The 20,148-nt window shown below is 64.6% G+C and carries 15 protein-coding genes; 7 read left to right on the top strand and 8 right to left on the bottom strand.

Going from position 1 to position 20,148, the window contains the following annotated elements; translation table 11 throughout:
* The first annotated feature begins 6 nt into the window (after positions 1 to 6).
* On the top strand, positions 7 to 489 hold the full coding sequence (locus DFR29_RS11560; protein ID WP_133818753.1) for an FKBP-type peptidyl-prolyl cis-trans isomerase: 483 nt from the start codon (positions 7 to 9) through the stop codon (positions 487 to 489).
* A gap of 61 nt (positions 490 to 550) precedes the next feature.
* Complete coding sequence (locus DFR29_RS11565) at positions 551 to 1,033, top strand: glutathione peroxidase (RefSeq protein WP_133818754.1); 483 nt, start codon at positions 551 to 553, stop codon at positions 1,031 to 1,033.
* A 94-nt stretch (positions 1,034 to 1,127) separates the two neighbouring features.
* Here the strand turns inward: DFR29_RS11565 and DFR29_RS11570 are convergent, their stop codons facing one another.
* Positions 1,128 to 1,565, bottom strand: a complete 438-nt coding sequence (locus DFR29_RS11570) for a hypothetical protein (protein WP_133818755.1) — start codon at positions 1,563 to 1,565, stop codon at positions 1,128 to 1,130.
* Positions 1,566 to 1,815: 250 nt separating this feature from the next.
* Between DFR29_RS11570 and DFR29_RS11575 the strand changes: the two genes are divergently transcribed.
* From DFR29_RS11575 to gyrA, 3 genes are all read left to right on the top strand, one after another.
* On the top strand, positions 1,816 to 3,024 hold the full coding sequence (locus DFR29_RS11575) for a hypothetical protein (protein WP_133818756.1): 1,209 nt from the start codon (positions 1,816 to 1,818) through the stop codon (positions 3,022 to 3,024).
* Positions 3,021 to 5,168: an nSTAND1 domain-containing NTPase gene (locus DFR29_RS11580; protein WP_133818757.1), complete on the top strand. Its 2,148-nt coding sequence runs from the start codon at positions 3,021 to 3,023 to the stop codon at positions 5,166 to 5,168. The genes DFR29_RS11575 and DFR29_RS11580 overlap by 4 nt, the downstream gene beginning before the upstream one ends.
* A 192-nt stretch (positions 5,169 to 5,360) precedes the next feature.
* A complete protein-coding gene (gene gyrA / locus DFR29_RS11585) occupies positions 5,361 to 8,039 on the top strand; it encodes a DNA gyrase subunit A (protein WP_133818758.1) in 2,679 nt (892 codons plus the stop codon).
* Positions 8,040 to 8,097: 58 nt separating this feature from the next.
* On the opposite strand, the gene DFR29_RS11590 is transcribed toward gyrA, so the two are convergent.
* Together DFR29_RS11590 and DFR29_RS11595 are read right to left on the bottom strand one after the other, a co-directional pair.
* Complete coding sequence (locus tag DFR29_RS11590) at positions 8,098 to 10,398, bottom strand: RCC1 domain-containing protein (protein ID WP_133818759.1); 2,301 nt, start codon at positions 10,396 to 10,398, stop codon at positions 8,098 to 8,100.
* A gap of 171 nt (positions 10,399 to 10,569) precedes the next feature.
* Entirely contained in the window at positions 10,570 to 13,191 is a 2,622-nt protein-coding gene (locus DFR29_RS11595; protein ID WP_133818760.1) for a serine/threonine-protein kinase, read from the bottom strand.
* Positions 13,192 to 13,222: 31 nt separating this feature from the next.
* On the opposite strand from DFR29_RS11595, the gene DFR29_RS11600 reads away from it, so the two are divergent.
* Positions 13,223 to 13,783, top strand: a complete 561-nt coding sequence (locus tag DFR29_RS11600) for an ECF-type sigma factor (RefSeq protein ID WP_133818761.1) — start codon at positions 13,223 to 13,225, stop codon at positions 13,781 to 13,783.
* A gap of 148 nt (positions 13,784 to 13,931) precedes the next feature.
* Here the strand turns inward: DFR29_RS11600 and DFR29_RS11605 are convergent, their stop codons facing one another.
* Positions 13,932 to 14,858: a hypothetical protein gene (locus DFR29_RS11605; protein WP_133818762.1), complete on the bottom strand. Its 927-nt coding sequence runs from the start codon at positions 14,856 to 14,858 to the stop codon at positions 13,932 to 13,934.
* Positions 14,859 to 14,962: 104 nt separating this feature from the next.
* Between DFR29_RS11605 and DFR29_RS11610 the strand changes: the two genes are divergently transcribed.
* A complete protein-coding gene (locus DFR29_RS11610) occupies positions 14,963 to 15,148 on the top strand; it encodes a hypothetical protein (protein WP_133818763.1) in 186 nt (61 codons plus the stop codon).
* A 314-nt stretch (positions 15,149 to 15,462) separates the two neighbouring features.
* On the opposite strand, the gene DFR29_RS11615 is transcribed toward DFR29_RS11610, so the two are convergent.
* From DFR29_RS11615 to DFR29_RS11625, 4 genes are all read right to left on the bottom strand, one after another.
* On the bottom strand, positions 15,463 to 15,789 hold the full coding sequence (locus tag DFR29_RS11615; protein WP_133818764.1) for a hypothetical protein: 327 nt from the start codon (positions 15,787 to 15,789) through the stop codon (positions 15,463 to 15,465).
* A gap of 85 nt (positions 15,790 to 15,874) precedes the next feature.
* A complete protein-coding gene (locus DFR29_RS11620) occupies positions 15,875 to 16,471 on the bottom strand; it encodes a hypothetical protein (protein ID WP_133818765.1) in 597 nt (198 codons plus the stop codon).
* A gap of 336 nt (positions 16,472 to 16,807) precedes the next feature.
* Positions 16,808 to 16,984, bottom strand: coding sequence for a hypothetical protein (locus tag DFR29_RS29140; protein ID WP_166654042.1), 177 nt, complete (start codon positions 16,982 to 16,984; stop codon positions 16,808 to 16,810).
* Between the two features lie 510 nt (positions 16,985 to 17,494).
* Positions 17,495 to 19,573 carry a hypothetical protein gene (locus tag DFR29_RS11625; protein WP_133818766.1) on the bottom strand — a complete coding sequence of 693 codons (2,079 nt, stop codon included), beginning with the start codon at positions 19,571 to 19,573 and terminating at the stop codon, positions 17,495 to 17,497.
* Positions 19,574 to 20,148: the final 575 nt, after the last annotated feature.

The raw sequence follows: 20,148 nt of genomic DNA on the forward strand, positions 1-20,148 counted from the left end.
CTCTGTATGCAGATTGCCGAGCGCTGTGTCGCCTCGTTCCACTACACCTTGACCAATGAAGAAGGCGAGATCATCGACTCGTCCAGCGGGCGCGAGCCTTTGGCCTATCTGCACGGCGCCGGCAATATCGTGCAGGGGCTGGAGCAGGAAATGACCGGCAAGCGCGCCGGCGATACCTTCAACGTCGTCGTGCCGCCGGAACTCGGCTACGGCCTGCACCACGAGGCGCTGCTGCAGAAAGTGCCGCGCGAGGCGTTCCAGGGCGTCGACGAGATCGAGCCCGGCATGCAGTTCCACGCCAACGGCCCGAACGGCCCCATGGCCGTGACCGTGGCGGAAGTCGACGGCGAGACCGTGACCATCGACGGCAATCACCCACTGGCCGGCGAAACCCTGCATTTCGCCATCGAAGTCACCGAGGTGCGCGCGGCGACCGAGGAAGAACTGGCCCATGGCCATGTCCACGGCGACGGCGGCCACCATCATTGATCGTTGACCCGCGCCGCGGCACAGTTCGCAGCACCTGCCGCTCTTGATCGAGAGGAAACGCATGACCACTGCCTACGACTTTTCCGCCACCACGCTGGACGGCGACGAGCAATCGTTGAAGTCCTACAAGGGCAAGGCGATGCTGATCGTCAATGTCGCGTCCAAGTGCGGTTTCACGCCGCAGTACGAGGGCCTGGAAGCGATGTATCGGCGGCACAAGGAAGAAGGACTGGTCGTACTGGGCTTTCCCTGCGACCAGTTCGGCCACCAGGAGCCGGGCAATGCGGACGAGATCCGCCAGTTCTGCTCGCTCACCTATGACGTCAGCTTTCCGATGTTCGCCAAGATCGACGTCAACGGCGACAAGGCTCATCCCTTGTACAAATGGCTGAAAAGTGAAAAAGCGGGGTTTCTCGGCACGGAAGGGGTGAAGTGGAATTTCACCAAGTTCCTGGTCGACCGCGAAGGCAATGTGGTCAAGCGCTACGGACCGCAGGACGCGCCGGAAAAGATCGAGAAGGAGCTGGGCAGCGTGCTGGGCTGAACAGCCTGCCGGGCCGGCCAGGCCGGCAGCGTTGCACCGTAAAGCAGAAGGCGGCCGTGGGGCCGCCTTCTGCATTAATGGACTGGCGCTGCCGTCACAGCTCGAAAGCGTCGGCAAAGATCGCGTCGGCCGCGGTGATGGTGATCGGGCCGTTCATGGCGGCGTGGTTCTGGCAGTTGTAATGGAGTGTGTTCGGCGCGTCGTTGGGCACGACGAAGGTAATGTCGATGGTGCCTGTGGCGCCGTTGTTGGTCACGCCGCTGGTGTAGCGCGAACCGGCGCCGGTAGTGTTGATCGTGTTGATGTTGAACGGATGCACGCCGGCGACGGCGTTGAGATGGAATACGTAAGTGCCGCCGCGTTGCAAGGTGAGGGCGGGGTTGGTCTGGCCGTCGACGGTCCAGGCGCTGAAGCTGCCGGCGCTGATGGTAAAGGTCTGGGTGACGCCGCCGCGCTTGGCCGCCTGGGCCAGCAGGGGCGAGCAGGCCAGGGCAGCGGCGGAAAGAACAAGCAGGGAACGCAGTGCGAGCATGGGTCTATCCTCGTGGTGAAAGGGGAGCAGCGGTGCGGGCGATGGGTTGACGCGGCGTCAAGCGCGCGGCGCTTGCGCCGGACAAGCAGCCGCTTTCTGCACTTACGCAACGTCGCGACAATGACCGCCATCGCGACGGGAATTTCGATGATCGACAGGACACACACTCGCCATGCGCGCACCGCCGATGTTTGACTTTCGCGGCGGTCCGGCTAGCGTGCGCGCTCCACAGGGGAGCGTTCACATCGTCATGTCCAGCGAATTCGCCGATCTGCTGACCGGCTACATGCGTCGTATCCGTGCCAGTGCGGCCGGTGTGGCCACCGAGATCGGCATGAGCCGCGAAGCCGTCAACAACTGGCGTCACGGCCTGTCTTTGCCGAACCGCAAGCATCGGCACAAGCTGGTCGACTGCGCGCGCTACCTGCGCCTGAGCGAAAGCGAGACCGACCGGCTGCTCGGCGCGGCCGGTTTCGAGCCGGAATATCCGGTCGGCGGACAGGCACCGGGCCAGCCCTATGCGGACTACATCGACGGCCTGTTCGAGCGCCTGCAGCGGCTGGCGCCGTATCCCATCCTGCTGTTGCTGAGCCAGGCCCATTGGGGCCAGCCGCCGTTCCGCGAGGCCTTGCTGAACGCCGCGCGCCGGCTTTACGGCCACGCGTCGGTACTGCATATCCGTCCGCCCTACAGCGTCGAGGCCGACGCGCGCGACTACTTCACCGCCATCGGCGCGCAGTGCGGGCTGGACGGCATCGATTCGGATTTCGCCTTCGAAACCGCGCTGGAGCGGCGCCTGGCCGCGGGCGAGCGCGTGTTCTGCCTGGTCAGCCGCTTCGAGCAGGGCGATGCACAGCTGCGCGAGGCGCTGGCCGGCATCCTGCGCGGGCTGTCCGAGATGTACAGCGGCCGACTGCACCTGATGCTCTGCGGCGGCGAGGCGCTGGCTGAGCTGAAGTACCAAAGTGGAGATCTGTCGCTGTTGAACATTGCCAGTGTCGAGCAATGGCCCGACCCGGGCGTGGCCGAGCTGCGTGCCCTGGCCGGCCGGCAATTGCCCGCGGCCCAGCTCGACGCCAGGCTGCTGGAACGCCTGCAGCTGCACTGCGGCGGACATCCGGCACTGATCGATGAGGCCCTGCAAGCCCATGCCAACAACCCCCGTCTGGAAACACCCCAATTGCATGAGTGCCTGTCGGGCAGCGTACGGTTGTGGGAAAGTTTTCTGCCGTTGCTGGCCGACGAGGCGGCGCGAATGCGCATTGGCGAGCTCTTGCACAAATCCACCCTGGGCCGGGCCCAGCCCTACCTGATCGACCGCCTGTTGCGCCGCCTGTTCTGGGCCAACCTGATCGCGGCGCGGCCGGGCGAGCAGGGCGCGCAGCTGGAATGGCGCTGTGCCGCCGTGCGCGAGGCCGGCCGGCAGATCCTCGCCTCCTGGGGCGAAGACGCCGGATGAAACCCCTGTACAAGACCTGGCTGCGCCGCGTCGCGCTGGTGCTGGCCACGCTGTTCTTCGGCACCTTGTTCATGGCGCCGCAATGGAATCCGCTGCTGCGCGGCACATTGGTGACCACGCCGCAGACGACCGCCCAGCTGTTCAACGGCTGGAACGAAATCCACACGGCAAAAATGCTGCTGAATGTGCATGTCAGCGATACCGGCGAGTGGCCGCAGGACCTGGCCGTTGCCGGCATCCGCACGGAAGGGCAGGTATTCGCGCTCAGCTCGGCGGCGCCTTACGAACTCGTTGCCACGGTGCAGGCGCAGGCGCCGCTCAGCAGCAGCTTGCGCGGCCAGCGCGTCGTGCTGCGCCTGGATGCGGATCGGCTGCAATGGGACTGCGTACCCGGCGATCCACCGATTCCCTCGCGCTACCTGCCGATGAACTGCCGCATCGACGGCGACACCAGCACCGACATGACGCGCTGGCTGGGCGTGGTGCTGGCGATGGCCGTGCTGATCCTGCTCGCCTGCGGCGCGCTGCTGGTCTGGCGCCATCCGCTGATTGCGCCGCTGCAGCGCGATCCGGCCCGGCTGCGGCGCACGCCGCTGTCGCAGCTGCCACGCATCGACAGCGTGCTCGGCTGGCTGCGCCGGCGCGACGACACCCTCGCCGCAGCGCGCGTGGAGCCGGGCGACTGGCACGATGCGCTGGCCTTTGCGGCGCTGCCGGCAGCGTCGCGCGCCGACATGCTGGCCTTGCGCGTAGCCGCACGCAGTATGCCCAGCGACGGCTGGACCTTGCCCGGCACTGTGTATGAGTGGACTTTTTCTGCCGAGATGCCGGTGTCGCTGGAGCGCTGCCTGCTGTGGGTGCCGGCGGCGCAGCTGGACCCGGCCGCGATGCTGCGCCACCTGCGCCAGGCGCAGACCGGCCTGGACGTATTGCTGGTGCTGAGCCCCGCTTCGCCCGGCGAAGGCGCGCTGCGCAGCTTCTGCGCCAACCGCGACAACCTGTTCGTCTGCCTGGACCAGGAACTGCAGACCGCCTGGCTGCTGGAGCACGAAGCATTGCCGGTACTGCTGCGCGCGCTGGCGCGGCAGCTGCGCATCACGCGCATTTCGCCCTACCAGACCCGCGGCGGCGTAGCGCGCGCCTCGTCGTTCTTCGGCCGCGAAAGCCTGCTCGCCCGGGTGGTGCAGCGCGAGCCGGCCAACTACCTGCTGATCGGCGGCCGCCAGCTGGGCAAGACCAGCCTGATGAAGGCGATAGAGCGGCGCCTGCGCGACCATCCGCAGCTGGCCTGCCTGTACCTGGTATTGCGCGACCATCGCCTGCTGCCGCGCCTGGCCGCGCTGGCCGGCCTGCCGCTGGACAGCGGCCTGGAATGCAGCATCGCGGAACTGGTGCGCCAACAGGGCGGCAAGCGCCTGCTGCTGCTGATCGACGAGGCCGATCCCTTCTTCCGCGCCGATGCGGAGCAGGGCTATGCGCAGCTGTCCAGCCTGCGCGCCTTGTCCGAGGAAGGGCATTGCCATTTCCTGCTGGCCGGGTTCTGGGACTTGTACGCCGCCGCGGCGCTGGACTACCAGTCGCCGCTGCGCAATTTCGGCGAGACGGTCAGCGTCGGCGGCCTGGAAGAAAGCGCCTGCCGCGAACTGGCGACCGTGCCGTTGCAGGTGCTCAACCTGCGCTTCGAAACGCCGCAGCTGGTCGAGCGCATCGTCAGCCAGAGCGGACGCCGTGCCAACCTGGTCGCGATCCTGTGCCAGGAATGCCTGGAGGCGCTGCCTGCCGGCGCCACCACGATTTCCGCGCAGGAAGTGGAGCAGGCCCTGCAGTCGACCGCCGTGCTCGACGCGCTGGCCGGCTGGGGCCGCCTGAGCGCCGACGTGCAGGCCTCGCGCCTGGACCGCATCGTGGTCTACCGCGTCGCCGCGAACGGCAGCACCAGCCTGGCCGACGTGGTCCAGCTTCTGCGTACGCAGGCCAATGTCGAAGTGGAAGCGATCCGTGCCTGCTTCGCCCGGCTGCAGCTGGCCTATGTGCTGCGCAAGCAGGACAGCCGCCTGGTCTTCGCCGTGCCGCTGTTTCTGCGCCAGTTCGAAACCGCGGAAATAGCCCTGCTGCTGGCCGAGGAATTGCGCGCCCTAGGCTGATTCCGCCCCCGGCTGCGGCGGCTCGGGCCCGGCTCTGCCCGGAATCGATAAAAACCGCCAGAAACAAGGGCTTCCAGCGCCTGATGCGAGCCATTCTGTGGTATGCTCGCGCGTTATTTCGGCACCCGGCCGGCCGGCTGGGCCGCCCTGCAATTTCGCAGCGCAATCTAGCGTCAGAACCCTGGAATCCCGATGGCGGAACTAGCCAAAGAAGTCATACGCGTCAATATCGAAGACGAGATGCGGCAGAGCTACCTCGACTACGCCATGAGCGTAATCGTGGGACGCGCCCTGCCGGATGTGCGCGACGGTCTGAAACCGGTCCACCGCCGCGTGCTGTTCGGCATGTACGAGGTGAACAACTTCTGGAACCGGCCCTACGTCAAATGCGCGCGCATCGTCGGCGACGTGATGGGTAAATACCATCCGCACGGCGACGCGTCGATCTACGACACCTTGGTGCGCATGGCGCAGGATTTCTCGCTGCGCTATCCGCTCATCGACGGCCAGGGCAACTTCGGCTCCATCGACGGCGACGCCGCTGCAGCGATGCGTTATACCGAATGCCGACTCGACCGTCTCGCTTCCGAGCTGACCGCCGACATCGACAAGGAAACCGTCGATTTCCAGCCCAATTACGACGAAAAGGAATGGGAGCCGACGGTACTGCCGACGCGCGTACCGAACCTGCTCATCAACGGCTCTGCCGGCATCGCCGTCGGCATGGCCACGAACATCCCGCCGCACAACATCACCGAAGTCATCAACGCGACCATCGCGCTGATCGACGATCCCAGCCTGGGTATCGAAGACCTGATGCGCTTCGTCACCGGGCCCGATTTCCCCACCGCCGGCATCATCAACGGCGCTTCCGGCATTGTGGAAGCGTATAAAACCGGGCGCGGCAGGATCCTGGTGCGGGCCAAGGCCGACATCGAAGTCGAGTCCAACGGCCGCGAGACCATCATCATCAGCGAGCTGCCCTACCAGGTGAACAAGGCGCGGCTGATCGAGAAGATCGCCGAGCTGCACAAGGAAAAGAAAATCGAGGGCATCTCGCCCGACGGCCTGCGCGACGAGTCCGACAAGGACGGCATGCGCATCGTCATCGAGGTGCGCAAGGACACCATGGCCGACGTGCTGCTGAACAACCTGTTCCAGCAGACCCAGCTGCAGGTGACCTTCGGCATCAACATGGTGGCCCTGGTCGACGGCCAGCCGCGCCTGCTCGGGCTGAAGGAAATCCTCGAAGCCTTCATCCGCCACCGCCGCGAAGTCGTCACGCGCCGCACCATCTTCGAACTGCGCAAGGCGCGTGCGCGTGCGCACATCCTCGAAGGCCTGACCGTTGCGCTGGCCAACATCGACGAGATGATCGAGCTGATCCGCACCTCGGAATCGCCGGCCGTCGCCAAGGAACGCATGCTGGCCCGGCGCTGGAACGCGGGCATGGTGCGCAGCCTGCTCGAAGCCGCCGGTGCCGGTGCCTCGCGTCCGGAAGACCTCGATGCCAACGCCGGCCTGGGCGAGCACGGCTACCAGCTGTCCGACGTGCAGGCCAAGGAAATCCTCGAAATGCGCCTGAACCGCCTGACCGGGCTGGAACAGGACAAGCTGACCGACGAATACAAGGAACTGCTCAAGGCCATCGCCGGCCTGATCGAGATCCTGTCCGATCCGGCCGTGCTGCTGGCACTGATCCGCGGCGAGCTGGTGGAAATGAACGACGCCTACGGCGATGCGCGCCGCACGGTGATCCAGCACAGCCAGGAAGACCTCGACGTACTCGACCTGATCGAGCCCGAAGACGTGGTCGTGACGCTGTCGCATACGGGTTACGTCAAGCGCCAGCCCATCACCACCTACCGCGCGCAGAAGCGCGGCGGCAAGGGCCGCTCGGCCACGGCGGTGAAGGAAGAAGATTTCGTCGCCCAGGTGTGGATCGTCAACACGCACGACACGCTGCTCACCTTCACCAGCGCCGGCCGCGTGTTCTGGCAGAAGGTGTACCAGATTCCCGACGCCGGCCCGAACTCGCGCGGCAAGCCCATCGTGAACCTGCTGCCGCTGGAACCGAACGAGAAAATCCAGGCCGTGCAGTCGGTGCGCGAATTCCCGGTCGACCGCTACGTCTTCTTCGCCACCCGCCAGGGCACGGTGAAAAAGACCTCGCTGGCCGACTATTCGCGCCCGCGCACCAACGGCATCCGCGCGATCGACCTCGATGATGGCGACGGCCTGGTCGGCGTGGCCATCACCGACGGCGCGCGCGACGTGCTGATGTTCGCCTCCAACGGCAAGGCCGTGCGTTTCGCCGAAGACGAAGTGCGCCCCATGGGCCGCGTCGCCCACGGCGTGCGCGGCATGAAGCTGACCGAAGGCGCCGAAGTGGTGTCGCTGATCGCGGTCGAAGGCGAGGGCGACATCCTCACTGCGACCGAACGCGGCTTCGGCAAGCGCACCCCGCTGGAAGAATATCCGCGCAAGGGCCGCGGCACCCAGGGCGTCATCGCGATCCAGTGCTCCGGCCGCAACGGCGCGCTGGTCGCCGCAGTGCAACTGGATGATTCGCACGAGCTGATGCTGGTGTCCAACCAGGGCACCCTGGTGCGCACGCGCGCGGCGGAAATCGCCCGCGTCGGCCGCAATACCCAGGGTGTGACGCTGATCCGCCTGCCCGAGAACGAAGCGCTCACCAGCGTGGTCGGCCTGGCCTTGCTGGGCGGTGACGAGGACGGCGAGGGCGAAGGCGAAGACACGGGCGATAGCGCCGCAGCACCTGTGTCGGCTGAGGCCTCGGGCAACGAGATGGCTGCAGACGACTCCGCCGCGAGCGAAGCGCCTGCCGGCGAAGAACCGCCGGCGGAATAAATCCGGCGTTTCCGGCGATGTAGAAAACCCCGCGGTGTTGCCACCGCGGGGTTTTTGCTTATTGGAAACTGTCGCGGAAGATCACGTCCCCCGCGACCAGCCAGGTAGCGACCGCCTGCGCCTGCAGGTAGTCGGTTTCGCGGCCGTTGCCAAGAGGCCCGTTCTCGCCCCAGCCGAAGCAATAGACCAGCCCCTGGCGCGTTGCACAGGTGTGGTAGCCGCCGGCGGAATAAACGTTCACTCCCGCAGACAGGCCGGCCGCCGGCGTAGGCACGTAGCGATTGGCCGTACTGCCGTCGCCGAGCTGGGCACGGTTGTTGATGCCCCAGCAAAGCAGGCCGCCGCCGCTGCGCGCGCAGGTATGCCGGCCGCCGGCCTCGATGCTGCTGGTGCTGCCGGCGCCCAGGCCGGCCACGTCGACGGGCAGCAGTTGTTGGGTATTGCCGCCATCGCCGACCTGGCCGTAGTCGTTCAGGCCCCAGCACTTGACCGCGCCGCTGCTGAGTAGCGCACAGCTGTGGAATTCGCCCAGACTGACACTGTCGACACCGCTGCCCAGGCCGCTGACCGGCACCGGCGTCGTACGCGCAGTAACCGTGCCGTCGCCGAGCTGGCCGTAGGTGTTGTCGCCCCAGCAGCGCAAGGCGCCTGCGCTGCTTACCGCGCAACTGTGCGAGCCACCCGCGCTGACCGAGCGCATGCCGCTGAGCATGCCGGCCACGTCGACGGCGCTGCGCCGGTCGGTGGCGGTGCCGTCGCCGAGCTGGCCGAAATTGTTGTCGCCCCAGCAGCGCACGCCACCGGCGCTGGTACGTACGCAATTGTGGAAAATGCCAACACCGAGCTGGGTCACCTGGCTGGAAGCGCCGACCACATCCTCCGGCAGGGTGCGGTTGCCGGTGGCGTTATTGCCCAGCTGGCCCTGGTCGTTGCCGCCCCAGCATTTGACGGCGCCGGCCTGGGTCAGCAGGCAGCTGTGGCCGGAGCCCGCGCCGATATCGCGCACGCCACTGGCATAGCCGGTGACCACGGCCGGACCGTTACGGCTCCAGTTGGTATGGCCCTGGCCCAGCTGACCGCGGTAGTTCGAACCCCAGCACCAGGCGCCGCCGCTGAGCGTGCGTGCACAGGTATGGCCGTCCTGGATGTTCGCGCCGATGTGACCGCCGGCAGCGAGTTTGTCGACCGCTTCCGGCAGGGCCGCCAGCGACTGTGCCAGCGACGCCCAGCCGCCGTCGAATCCGTTGCCCAGCGCACCGACATCGCCATTGCCGGCGCAGCGAATTTCATGGTTGCTGCGGCGAAAACAACTCAGTTCGGTGCCGGTGGCAATCTGTGTGACGGCGCTGCCCAGATCAGTGACGGCGACCGGCGTAAGGCGGTTGAGGCGCGTGCTGTCGCCCAGTTCGCCATTGCCGTTGGCACCCCAGCAGAAGGCTGCACCCGCAGCGCTGCGCGCGCAGGTGTGGTAGCCGCCGACGCTGATCTCGGCAACGCCACTCAGCGAAAGCACCGCCGTCGGCTGCCACCGGTCGACCAGGCTGCCGTCGCCGAGCTGGCCGGCATCGTTCTGGCCCCAGCAGCGGACGGTCGCATCGGCGAGCAGGGCGCAGGTGGTATAGCCGCCCGCGGCGATCGCGCTGACGCCGCTGCCCAGGCCGGCGACGGCAATCGGCGTCAGGCGATTGAGATTGCTGCCGTCGCCCAGCTGGCCGCGATTGTTGTAGCCCCAGCATTTCACCGCGCCGGCCTGGCTCAGGGCGCAGGCATGGTAATAGCCGGTGGCAACGGCCCTGATGGCGCTCAGGCCCGGCACATCGACCGGAGCGTTGCGCTGGGTTGTGGAGTTGTCGCCGAGCTGACCCTGATGATTGCGGCCCCAGCAACGCACGCCACCGGTGGCGGTGACGGCGCAACCGAATTCGGCACCGACGGCGAAATCCAGCGCCCCGCTGGCGAAGCCGACGACGTCGGCAGGAGTACTGCGCGCAGTCGTGGTGTTGTCACCGAGCTGGCCGTAGCTGTTGTTGCCCCAGCAGCGCAGTCGGCCGCCAGTGCTCAGGACACAGCTTTGGGTGGCGCCCTGGGCGACGTGCAAAGCCCCTTGCTCCAGGCCGAAAACCGGCACCGGCGCCTGGCTGCCGCCGCCGCCGTCGCCAGGCGAAGCGCCCCAGCATTTTAGAGCGCCGGCCGCCGTGATGGCACAGGCGCGGTTGGTGCCGGCCGCGACCGATTTGGCGGCCACAAGGCCAGGCAGCAGCAGTGTGGCGACGGCGAGCAGGGCGCGAAACCACGGCAACGGCCTACGGCGGCGGCGCGGCCTTGGGATCGGCGTCGAGCGGGAGAGAGAAGTGATCATGGCGATTACCTGTGGGTCAGCGGAAGAGCTGGCCAGGACAGGTGTCGCTACCCGGATGGCAGGCAGCAACCCCGGCGCGGCCAGGATGGCTGCGCCATGATCGAAAAAGGGAATAGTCCCATTAAGCCCAAACGCGCGAAGCGGAAAAAACCGGTCAGATCTTCCGTACGTTTACGGCGGTGCCGGGTCCGCCGTATGCCGATCCCGCACATAGGCTTCGGCGCGCTGCAGGCGTGGCCGCAGACGTTGCGCTGCCGGCCGCTCGCCCTGCGTGTCCAGCAGGGCGCGGGCACCGGCCAGCAAGGCGTCCGCTTCGCTGGCCCGGCCAGCCAGCGCCAGCGACGCGGCGCGTTCCAGCTGGTACGGGACGAGTTCCACACTCTGCGGCGGAAACGCCTGCTTGACGCCTTCATAGGCGGTAGCGCTGGCCGCCTCGCTGTCCGCCGCCCGGCCCAGCAGGCGGTAGGCACGTGACAGTTCATTGAATACCGACGACTGCGCCGGACCCGGCTCCGGATTGGATGCCTGCATCCCCTGCAGTGCCGACTGCAGCGGTGCCAGCGCGGCGCTGGCCTTGTCCTGGCCGAGCAGGGCGCTGCCCAGTCCCAGGTTCAGCACAGCCAGCAACGGATGCGTCGCGGGCAATTGCGGCTGCACGATGGCGATGCCGCTGGCGAATTCGCGCAACGCCGCATCGGCATCGCCTGCCTCAAGGTATAGGTTTCCCAGAAAATACAAAGAATGGGCGATCTTGGGGCTGTTCGCGCCATAGACCTCGCGGTAGGCAGCGATGGCCTGCTGCAGGCAGGTGGCGGCGCGGTCGGGGTCATCGGCGAACAGCACGATGGCTTCCACCATCAGCGCGTCCGCATGGCGGGCGCTGTGCGGGCCCAGGCGCGCGGCATAGATGCGCTGTGCGTCGCGGATCTGTGCCAGCGCCTTGTCGGTCTGCTCCAGGCCGCGGTAGGCGCTGGCACGATTGTGCGCATTGACACCGGCGGCAACCGAGTCCGCCCCGTATACCGCGTCCACCAGCGGCTGCTGCTGGTCGAACAGCCGGGCGGCCTCGGCAAAGTGGCCGCGATCCAGCGCAATGGTGCCCAGGTCGTTGATGGTGCCGATGCGCAGACGATCGTCGGCGTTCGTCGCGGCAAGCGCCTCGCGCAGTTTTAGCTCTGCCGTATCCAGTTGCGCTGCCTTGAGCAGGCGGCGGCCTTCGGCGCGCAGCAGCGCGGCCTGCTCTACCGCCTGCGCCGGCAGCGCGCGGGCGCGTGCCAGCGCCGCTGCCGCTTCGTCGTACTGCGCCAGTTCGGTATGCGCCTCGGCCTTGGCGATCAGCGCCTGCCCCAGCAGTTCGGTCGCGCCGAGTTGCTGCGCACGCACGACGACATCGTCGAACAGCGCCAGCGCGGCGCGCTGGTCGCCGGTGCTGCGCGCGATGCGCGCCACGACCAGGTCGACCGTGGCGCGGATCTGCGCATCCGGCGACCGCGCTGCAGCCCGCTTCAGCCGTTCCACCAGGGCCTGTTCGGCCGGCGTCACCTGCGGCGCACTTTCCGGATCGGCCGATTCCATCGCCGATACCAGCAGGCGCATGCCGCTGCGTGCGCGTTCGGCCTCGGTGCGCGCCTGTGCTTCGGCGCGCTGCAGCGAGGCGCGCTGCAGCGTCAGCGCAAGCAGCGCGACACCCATCAGCAGCACGCCGGCGATGACGGCGGCGCTGGCCCAGGGGCGGCGGCGCAGCAGGCAGGCCAGCGCATAGCGCCAGGTCCAGGCGCGGGCCGATACAGGTTCGCGTGCCTGCATGGCGCGCAGGTCGGCACCGAACTGCGCGACCGACGGATAGCGCGCCGCTGCGTCGGCGGCGCAGGCGCGCTGCAGGATGGCGTACAGGTCTGGCCCCAGTTGTGCGCGCAAGGGCGTCGACAGGGTTGGGTCGCGCAGACGCTCCCGCTGTGCCACGAGGTGTTCCGGCGGCGTCGCGGTGATGATCTGCAGCAGCAGGGTGCCCAGCGCGTGAATATCACTGAGCAGGCTGGGATCGCCGCGCACTTGTTCCGGCGCGGCATAGGGCAGGGTGTAGCCGCGCACGCTCTTGCTGCTGCTTTGCGGAAGCTGGATCAGGCCGAGGCCGAAATCGAGGATGCGGGGCTGGTCGTCCGCGGCGAGCAGCACGTTCGACGGCTTCAGGTCCAGGTGCGCCACGCCCTGGGCATGGGCGTGGGCGAGTGCGTCACACAGGTGGACGAAGACGCCGAGTACGCGCGCGGCCGGCGCGCCATGCAGCGCCTGGTCCAGGCGCTGGCCTTGCACATACTCGGTAACCAGAAACCATTGGCCGGCCGCCGTCCTGTCAATGTAGAGAAAACGCGCGATGCCGGGATGCTCCAATTTGGAGACGGCGCGTGCTTCGTGGCGCAGGTTGGTCAGCGATTCGCCGCTGAGCCGATGCGGCAGCTTGAGGGCGAATTTCCGCTCCACCACCTCGGCCGCCTGGGTGGCCAGGTAGACCCGGCCCTGGCCGCCGCAGCCCAGTTCGCCTTCGATACGAAAGCTGCCGAGCGTGGTGCCGGGCTGCAGTGCCTCGGGTTCAGCCGGCCAGGCCTGGTCGAGCAGGCCGGCCGCCTGGGAGGAATGCAGCTCCGATTGCAGTAGATCCAGCAACAGCTGGCGATCGCGCGGTTCGGGCAGGTGTGCCTGTAAATAGCTCTCGCGCTGTTCCGGCGGCAGTTCGCCGGCGACAGCATAGATCTCGAACAACATCTCGACGTGCGTCAGAGTACGCAGATTCATCGGTGTACAGTTCCCGTAGGGGAGATATGTAATGTTGCTGGATCTGGACCGTTACGATATTACCGAATTGCTGCAGCGCTGGAGCGACGGCGATACGGCGGCGCGCAATGCGCTGTTCGACGCGGTCTACCTGCCGCTGCGCCGTACCGCGCAGCAGGCGCCGCGCCAGGGCGAGACATTCACCGTATCGGCGCTGGTGCACGAAACGTTCTTGCGCCTGAGCGCCAGCGAAGCCGCGAACTTTCGCGACCGCACGCATTTTGCGGCGGTCTGCGTGCTGGCAATGAAGGGCGTGCTGGTCGATCAGTACCGCCGCCGCCAGACGCGTGGCGAGGCGCTGCCGCTGGCGGCAGCGAGTGGATTGGGCGATACCGCGACACAGCAGTTCGACCTGCGCAATGCGATCGCCGAACTGGGGGAGTTGCGGCCGGAACAGGCCGATGCGCTGACCCTGCGCTACTGGGGCGGCCTGGATCTGGCGCAGATTGCAGCAGAGTTGAAATGTTCCATTTCTACCGTGCAGCGCGATCTGCGCAAAGCCGAGTTCTTCGTGCGTACGCGGCTGCACGAAACACAGCAGCCGCCGTCGTAGCGAAACGGCAATCGCTGGCGATGCGGCGCCGTGGAGAAATCACGCGGACCGGATGCGGTCCGCGGTGTGGTGTGTCGGACAAACGCTGAGCAAACGGGGCTTCTCTTTGGACAGTCGTCTCGCTCAAATGAAATGCTTGCCCTGCTTTTCATCGGGGCAACATGCAAACGGTCTCGTTGCTCTCCGGATTCCAGCGACACGGGATCACACCGGTGCCCTGCCCGGTGGTGCCGTAGACCACCTGCACGCCGAGCTGACGCATGAGGTCCAGGAAGGCGTTCATGTCGTCGCCAGAACCGGGAGGGTAGTACCACCTGCCGTTGTAATCCTGCATATTGTCCGATCGATCCGGAAGCAACTGGCCTGTATTGTCCCGAGCGCTCCCGGGCACATACGTAGCGTTTTCGCCCATCGGTGCCCGCACCTGAACCTTTGAGCCGTCGGCAAACACCACGTTTACCGTGATGACGATGCTGTCCGTGAATCCCAGGAAAGCGTCGCCGTGCGAGAGGATGAATTCGATTGGACCGGCAAGAATGTTTCCCGGGGCCATCTGGAAGATGTCTGGCTCGCTCGCCCTATCCAGAATGCGGCCGCGCAATGCGCCATCGAGCACAACGCTGTGCGCGGTGGGCTTGCCAGGCAGGTACGTCGGAAAACCCACGTCGCTAAAGTCCGCAACGATCATCCCTTTCATAGTGCCGCCCGTCGCACGCCACACCTCGCCCAGGGCCCGGCCCAAATCGATAGTCGTGGTCGTGACGGCGAGTTCTTCGGTCTGAAGACTACACGTCGCCTGCGTGGCTGACGCTCGGGCTGTCCTGCCGGTGGCGCCCTTGCCGGCGGTGCCGGGATCAACGCCGTTCAAGGCGCCGCAGTAATTTCTGAATCGTTTGACATCGCCATCGGCCGGATCCCAGACCAGAATCGGCGAAGGCGATGCGCCGGCAGCCCGGGCCGCGTTATACATTTGGGTGTCGTTGCAATTGATGCATCGCGTAGCCGCCGCAGCAGCGGACTGTGCGCCCAGGATGGCCAAGGCGATGCTTGCACTCGTTGAAAAAGCCTTGCGCATCGCATTTCCCGTTGTTGTTGCTCCCCTGAACATGTGTACGATAGTGCTTGAATCGCCAGGGGCGCAACGCTTCTGCAAAGACGTAGGCGTAGGGAGATTTCGACATGGAAAGCTTTTCAATCCACCACCTGTTCGTGCTGCTGGTGATGCTGATAATGGCGCTTACTCCGCTGGCGGTCGTCGGGTTTGTCGTCTGGTACGTGCGGCGCAATCAACAAAGTTTGCCTGCCTCAACCGCCCGTGATGTCCGCATCCCCACGGCGATGAGGAAAAGGCCTCGCGGTCCGTAGCGCCCCGGCGCTTTCGCTGCCAGGGGTTTTGTCGTTACCCGATACGGCGCGTGGTTTCCCATCGCGAGAATCCAAGGGCTGCCAAACCCTGGCGTGATTTCTCCATGGGCCGTGTCGATGACCCCTCCGTGCGCGCCAGGGGCGCCCGCCGGTGGAGCCACTTCAATCACCCGGCCGTTGTCTCCGTCGTCGAACGACTCACGGCGCGCGAATGCGCGCCAGTGGGGAAATGCCTGGAAGCGTTCCTCGTCGACGGTGGCGGCCGGTTCGCCCATGCGCTGGATACGTTCTACGACCTACTGAATGCTCGCGAATTAGCGTCCTTTTTGCTCGCCGCGCCATTTCCAGAAGATGCGCGCCACCTCTTGTCTCGGAACCACAACGTGGGCCAAAAAGCGCGCGTCGCGTCCGTGAGGGTAGCCGAGTAGATTGTTCAGCGCGTTGTTGATGGCAAGCTGCACGTCCTCATCGGATTCATCGATATCCGGCAGGCGGCGAACGATGTCCTCCAGCCTGTCGAACGTGATACCGAACAGGATACGAAACTCCGCGTCGTTGAGGATGACATCGCCGGCAGCCACGCAGCGCAGGCAGTCGAACACGACCTCGGTTTCCGTATCGGTGAGGTTGTTGAGCGTCATTTCCCGGTGCACAGGGTTGAACGGTGCTGAAACGGTGAGAGGGGGTATCGCACACGGTTAAATTGACCTGGCCGCATGCCGATGCTCAGCAACCGTTGTTGTTGCGCAGTTTGTTGCGCTCGTACGAGGCATCGGAGGCGCGCTGCTCCTTCTGCGCCGTCGCGGTGCCGGCCTGTACCTGGCGACAGACTTCGTCGCGTGATATCGGCCGCTGCTGCACCGCCGTCTCCCGCGGCACCATGGCCGTGCCTTGAGACGTTTCTCCGCGCGGACCCACCGAGACCGAGACCGGAACCGAATGCCCCCTCACGACAGTCTTGGGGCACGGCGTCTGCTGCACCCAGGTCTTGGCGCCGTCGAAGCAGCTGTAGGCGTCAGCCTGGGGGGCGTCCAGCGAGGGCAGGGGTGCCAGCAACCCACGCGACGCGGCCACCCACTGCGCCTGCACTCTCGCCTCTTCGGCCGCCGCGCGTTCCTGCGCCGCACGGCTATCACGCGACGGCACGTATTGCGTATGCGGCACATCAGGCTGCCGCTCGTAGCGGTGCTGTCCCAGCGTCTCAGCCGTCGCCGCACACGGCGTCTGCTGGAACGCAATGGAACCGTCGGCCTGCTTGCACTTGTAGGCATTGGCCGCAGGAAACGCCGCGGCGAGCGTGAGTAACGCGGTGGCGAAGCTCATTCCATCCCCTGAGTCTGTAGCGAGCACTAATCTGAATCGGGACAACCCGGCCAGGCCGGATGTGCTGGTGCTTGCGTGGCGGACGTTTTCGCCCCCGCGAGCGGTGGGGGCTAGATTACTGCCCCACGCGCCACCTCGTCACGATCGGGGGAAAACTCGCTGCAATCGGGAGCTTCCGCGACTCTACGGCTTCGAGCAAGCCATTGCCTCCCACGAGTCAGCGTTGCACAGGCCCACTGTCGGTGGAGTTTTTCCTCCATCAAACCGGTCGGTCGGAAGCTCGTTCACCAGCGCCGGCACTCCGTCCGGAAAGTCGAATACAACCAGATGATGGTGTCAGCGTTCGAGCGAGAGCATTGGCACCTTTCGCCAGAATATGGCGACTCGCAATTCGGCTCTTGTGGTGCTGGCGCGGCGCGGTTCGGCGAGCATAAACGCGGTGTTGTAAACCCTGCCTGCTGGAATATCGGCGTAGCAGTGGCACTGAATGAACGCCACGGTGCGGTCGGTCACTGTCGTTTCCGCAAGCACTTCTGCAGCACGACGGATAGCGGGGGTCAATTGGGCCGGGTTCGCCTTGCACACTGCGATAGCGTGGGCTTTCTCGGAATCGAATCGGGCGCCGGACAGTTTTTTGTCACCAGCATCAGGTATCGATTTAGAGAAACGTGGTCTTCGGCTAGCACGCTGGACACCTTATGCTGGAGGCAGGCCGGACAGGGCGTGGCGCCGGCTTGGATGAGTGTGACGCGCGTTGTGGGTATGTCGCAATCTTCGGCCAATGCTGCCGGTCTGCACGGGCAGGATTGCATCGAGATCGTCGTCCCTCAGTGGCAGTAGTTTCAGTCCACCCGTCAGCGCGATTGGCTCAGGCAACGAAAATTGCCGAGCAAACGTGCGCAACTTGTCGGTCCGGGTGACCAAGCCGGTTACGCAATGTTCCATGTTCAGCGCCACCTGGGTTGACTTATTTGTCTGGCGCAGGAGGTTAACCTGACCCCGTTGACTTTGCGACGCGGGAAGTTAACCCAATCCTGTTAGCTTCTGGGAGGGCGAAGTTGAGGCCGGTTCGACAGTCAAGGCGGCGCTGCCTTTGAGCGAAATTGGCACGCCGCCCGCTACACACTCCAGCGTCACGATGTACGCAGTCCAGTCGGTATCGTTCGCTGCGTAGAGTGGGACGAGGCGCTTGCGCAACCCTTCCACGAATCGTTGCAGTTGCGGCGGGGACGCGAAATAGTTCGAGGCCTGGTCTTCAGCCTCAGTGGCATTGGAGTAAAACAGGGTCTTCAGTCGTTTTGACGACGCTGGATCACTCGGCTGATAGGCGATGTCTTCCAGCTCGCCGTCTAGATAGCGACCAAGAATCAACTCGTCGATAACGGGGACCGCCAGCGCAGCAACGCCCACATGCGTGCTGGTACTCACGATGACCAAAGGCTTGACCACGAAATCCTCGGCCAACGTCATATTAAACTGACGTGCGTCAGCGATGAACGCGGTTCGGTTTTCGTCCAACGATTTGACCTTGCGAAGTACCTGCTCCGCTGCACCAAGTACGGTCTTACGGTGCATGGCCATACCCTTGGCATCAGTGGGCTCAAGAATGCACTTTGCTTCCGCAACAAAGACCGTGTTTCCGATGGAGAAGATCAAATCGATCTGCTCCTCACGCCCGTGTTTCGGCCTGAACGTATAGTCCTTCTCAATGCATGCCGCAACGGGCGATAGCACCTTCGACTTCGCAATTGTTTCAATGACAAGCTTCCGGACATGGGCCTCGAAAGCCGGTCCTCGTTTCCCAAGGTCAATGCCAGCCTGATTCATCCATACATCGACCAGCCGCCTCAAGTTTGGGGACACGACTGCAGCAAAAACAGGCGTCACGGTTTCCGGTCCGACAGGTACGAGCGGCTGCGCCCAGATCTCCTGCTTTGCCGCACCGCGAAACGTGAAGAACTCTACGAGACGCCTGCCTTCCGGCTTGCTGATCCCGGCTGCAGCTTCCAACGCGTCCACAAGTGCCTCGATCTGCAACGTGGGCGCGAACTCAGGGAGCCGAGCATTCGTGCAAATTTTCTCCGAGACGTTGTAGATATTCTTTTCATCAATGGACTGCATCAGCATATACGCGGCGCGAGAAATGACCATCCATGCGTCGATTAGTGCGGATAAAGTCAATCCATGAAGAGACTCTAAGCGCTCCTCTAACAAATCACCGTAGTAGGCCTCTGAGGCAAAGGCACGAAGTACGGAAATCTCCTTAAGTACTTCGGTCGCAACACCATGCTTGGCTACTTTGATGAACTGGCGCTTGCCTTGACGCTCGATGCCGCTGATCTCGCGGACCCGTAGTCGTGCGTTCCTATTGAGGCTATCGCTAAGGAACTGTGTCGCCATGACTCCGAAACTCATCGCGATCGAGGTCCGTCGTGCTAAGCCGATCCGATGGGCACGGAGAACATCTAGATCCCGTGGCAGGAATACCTTACGTTGATCCTTCTCAACCATCTGATAGCTATTCCAAAGGCAGTCATCCCACAAATCCTCGGTGAAGCGATACAGGATACCTAAGTTGAGTTCGCGGCTAACCTCGCCCCATTGGATCTGATTCAGTTGAGGGTTTCCCGCCAAGCTAGGACTATCTTGCAAGATGATCTTTATCGGTAGTTCGATGCCATCCACAAGGCTCTCGAAGATTTCGTCGGGCTTCCACTCAAATCCACCTGGCAAGCTGAGCTTCACTGAGGCAATTTCTTCCAAGGTGTAAACTTCTTTCGACTTGCCCTCTCTTTCAGTCCGAAACTTTTCCATTGCAAGCTTTGTTTTGTCGCGTGCAACAAAAAAATCGTAGTTTGCGATTGCTAGAAACGCCCGGAGCTTTGTTGTTGCGGAGACGCTTTCAGAGGACGACAGTTTCAGAACCCCCCGGATCGCTCCAAGTTTTCCGTTAAGAGCTAGTCCGGCGGCATAGGTGTCGTGGTCGACGGCATCGGGCTCCTGCAGTTCAGCGAATGCGCGCTGCCACTTCTCGGGAGTGAATGCTCGCCTCAGCGGTCCGGGGACAGTGTCAGCGCGGACCCGTTTCGTAAACTCGCCCATTTTCTTGCCTCGTCCCAGTTGTGAGTCGACATACATTACGAATATTCGACCGAATGGTGGGTCGATGAGGATGCGTCAAGTCCACGTGCAGCCAATCAACCAGTTGTTGAATGCGGGCACCTCGAAGCAAATTCGGGCGGGCGAGTCTTGCTGGGGTCGCGGGGCGCGGCTACTTGGTTTTGCGATTGTGGCATCGTTTGCGAAGCTCAATCTCATTGAGGGACAAATCCACGCCCTTGACGCTAGCTGCCGCGAGTACAACAATCCTCTCGTTGCCGCCAATTCGGCAACCGGGCTTGGCAGCCCGATCTAGGCGCACACCGCGCCGCATCATTTCCGGCGTTTTTTTTCGCCCGGAATTTTTGTGGCGTCGTCTGCCGATTTCTGGCGGCGGTGTGTGGGGAGCCGCAAGGCTCGCCGGTCCTAGCCGGTCTGCCAACCCGCACACCGTTCGCCACCCTTTCTTTCGTTTCTGTTCCGGGTGGCGACTCCACGCAAAGGGAGTTGTCCATGGAAGACCGGTATGCGTGTTGCGGGCTCTGTCTGAGGCCCGGTTGCTTTGTCCGCGTTGGCGG

Origin of the sequence: Tahibacter aquaticus (assembly GCF_004363655.1) — a bacterium.
GTDB lineage: Bacteria > Pseudomonadota > Gammaproteobacteria > Xanthomonadales > Rhodanobacteraceae > Tahibacter > Tahibacter aquaticus.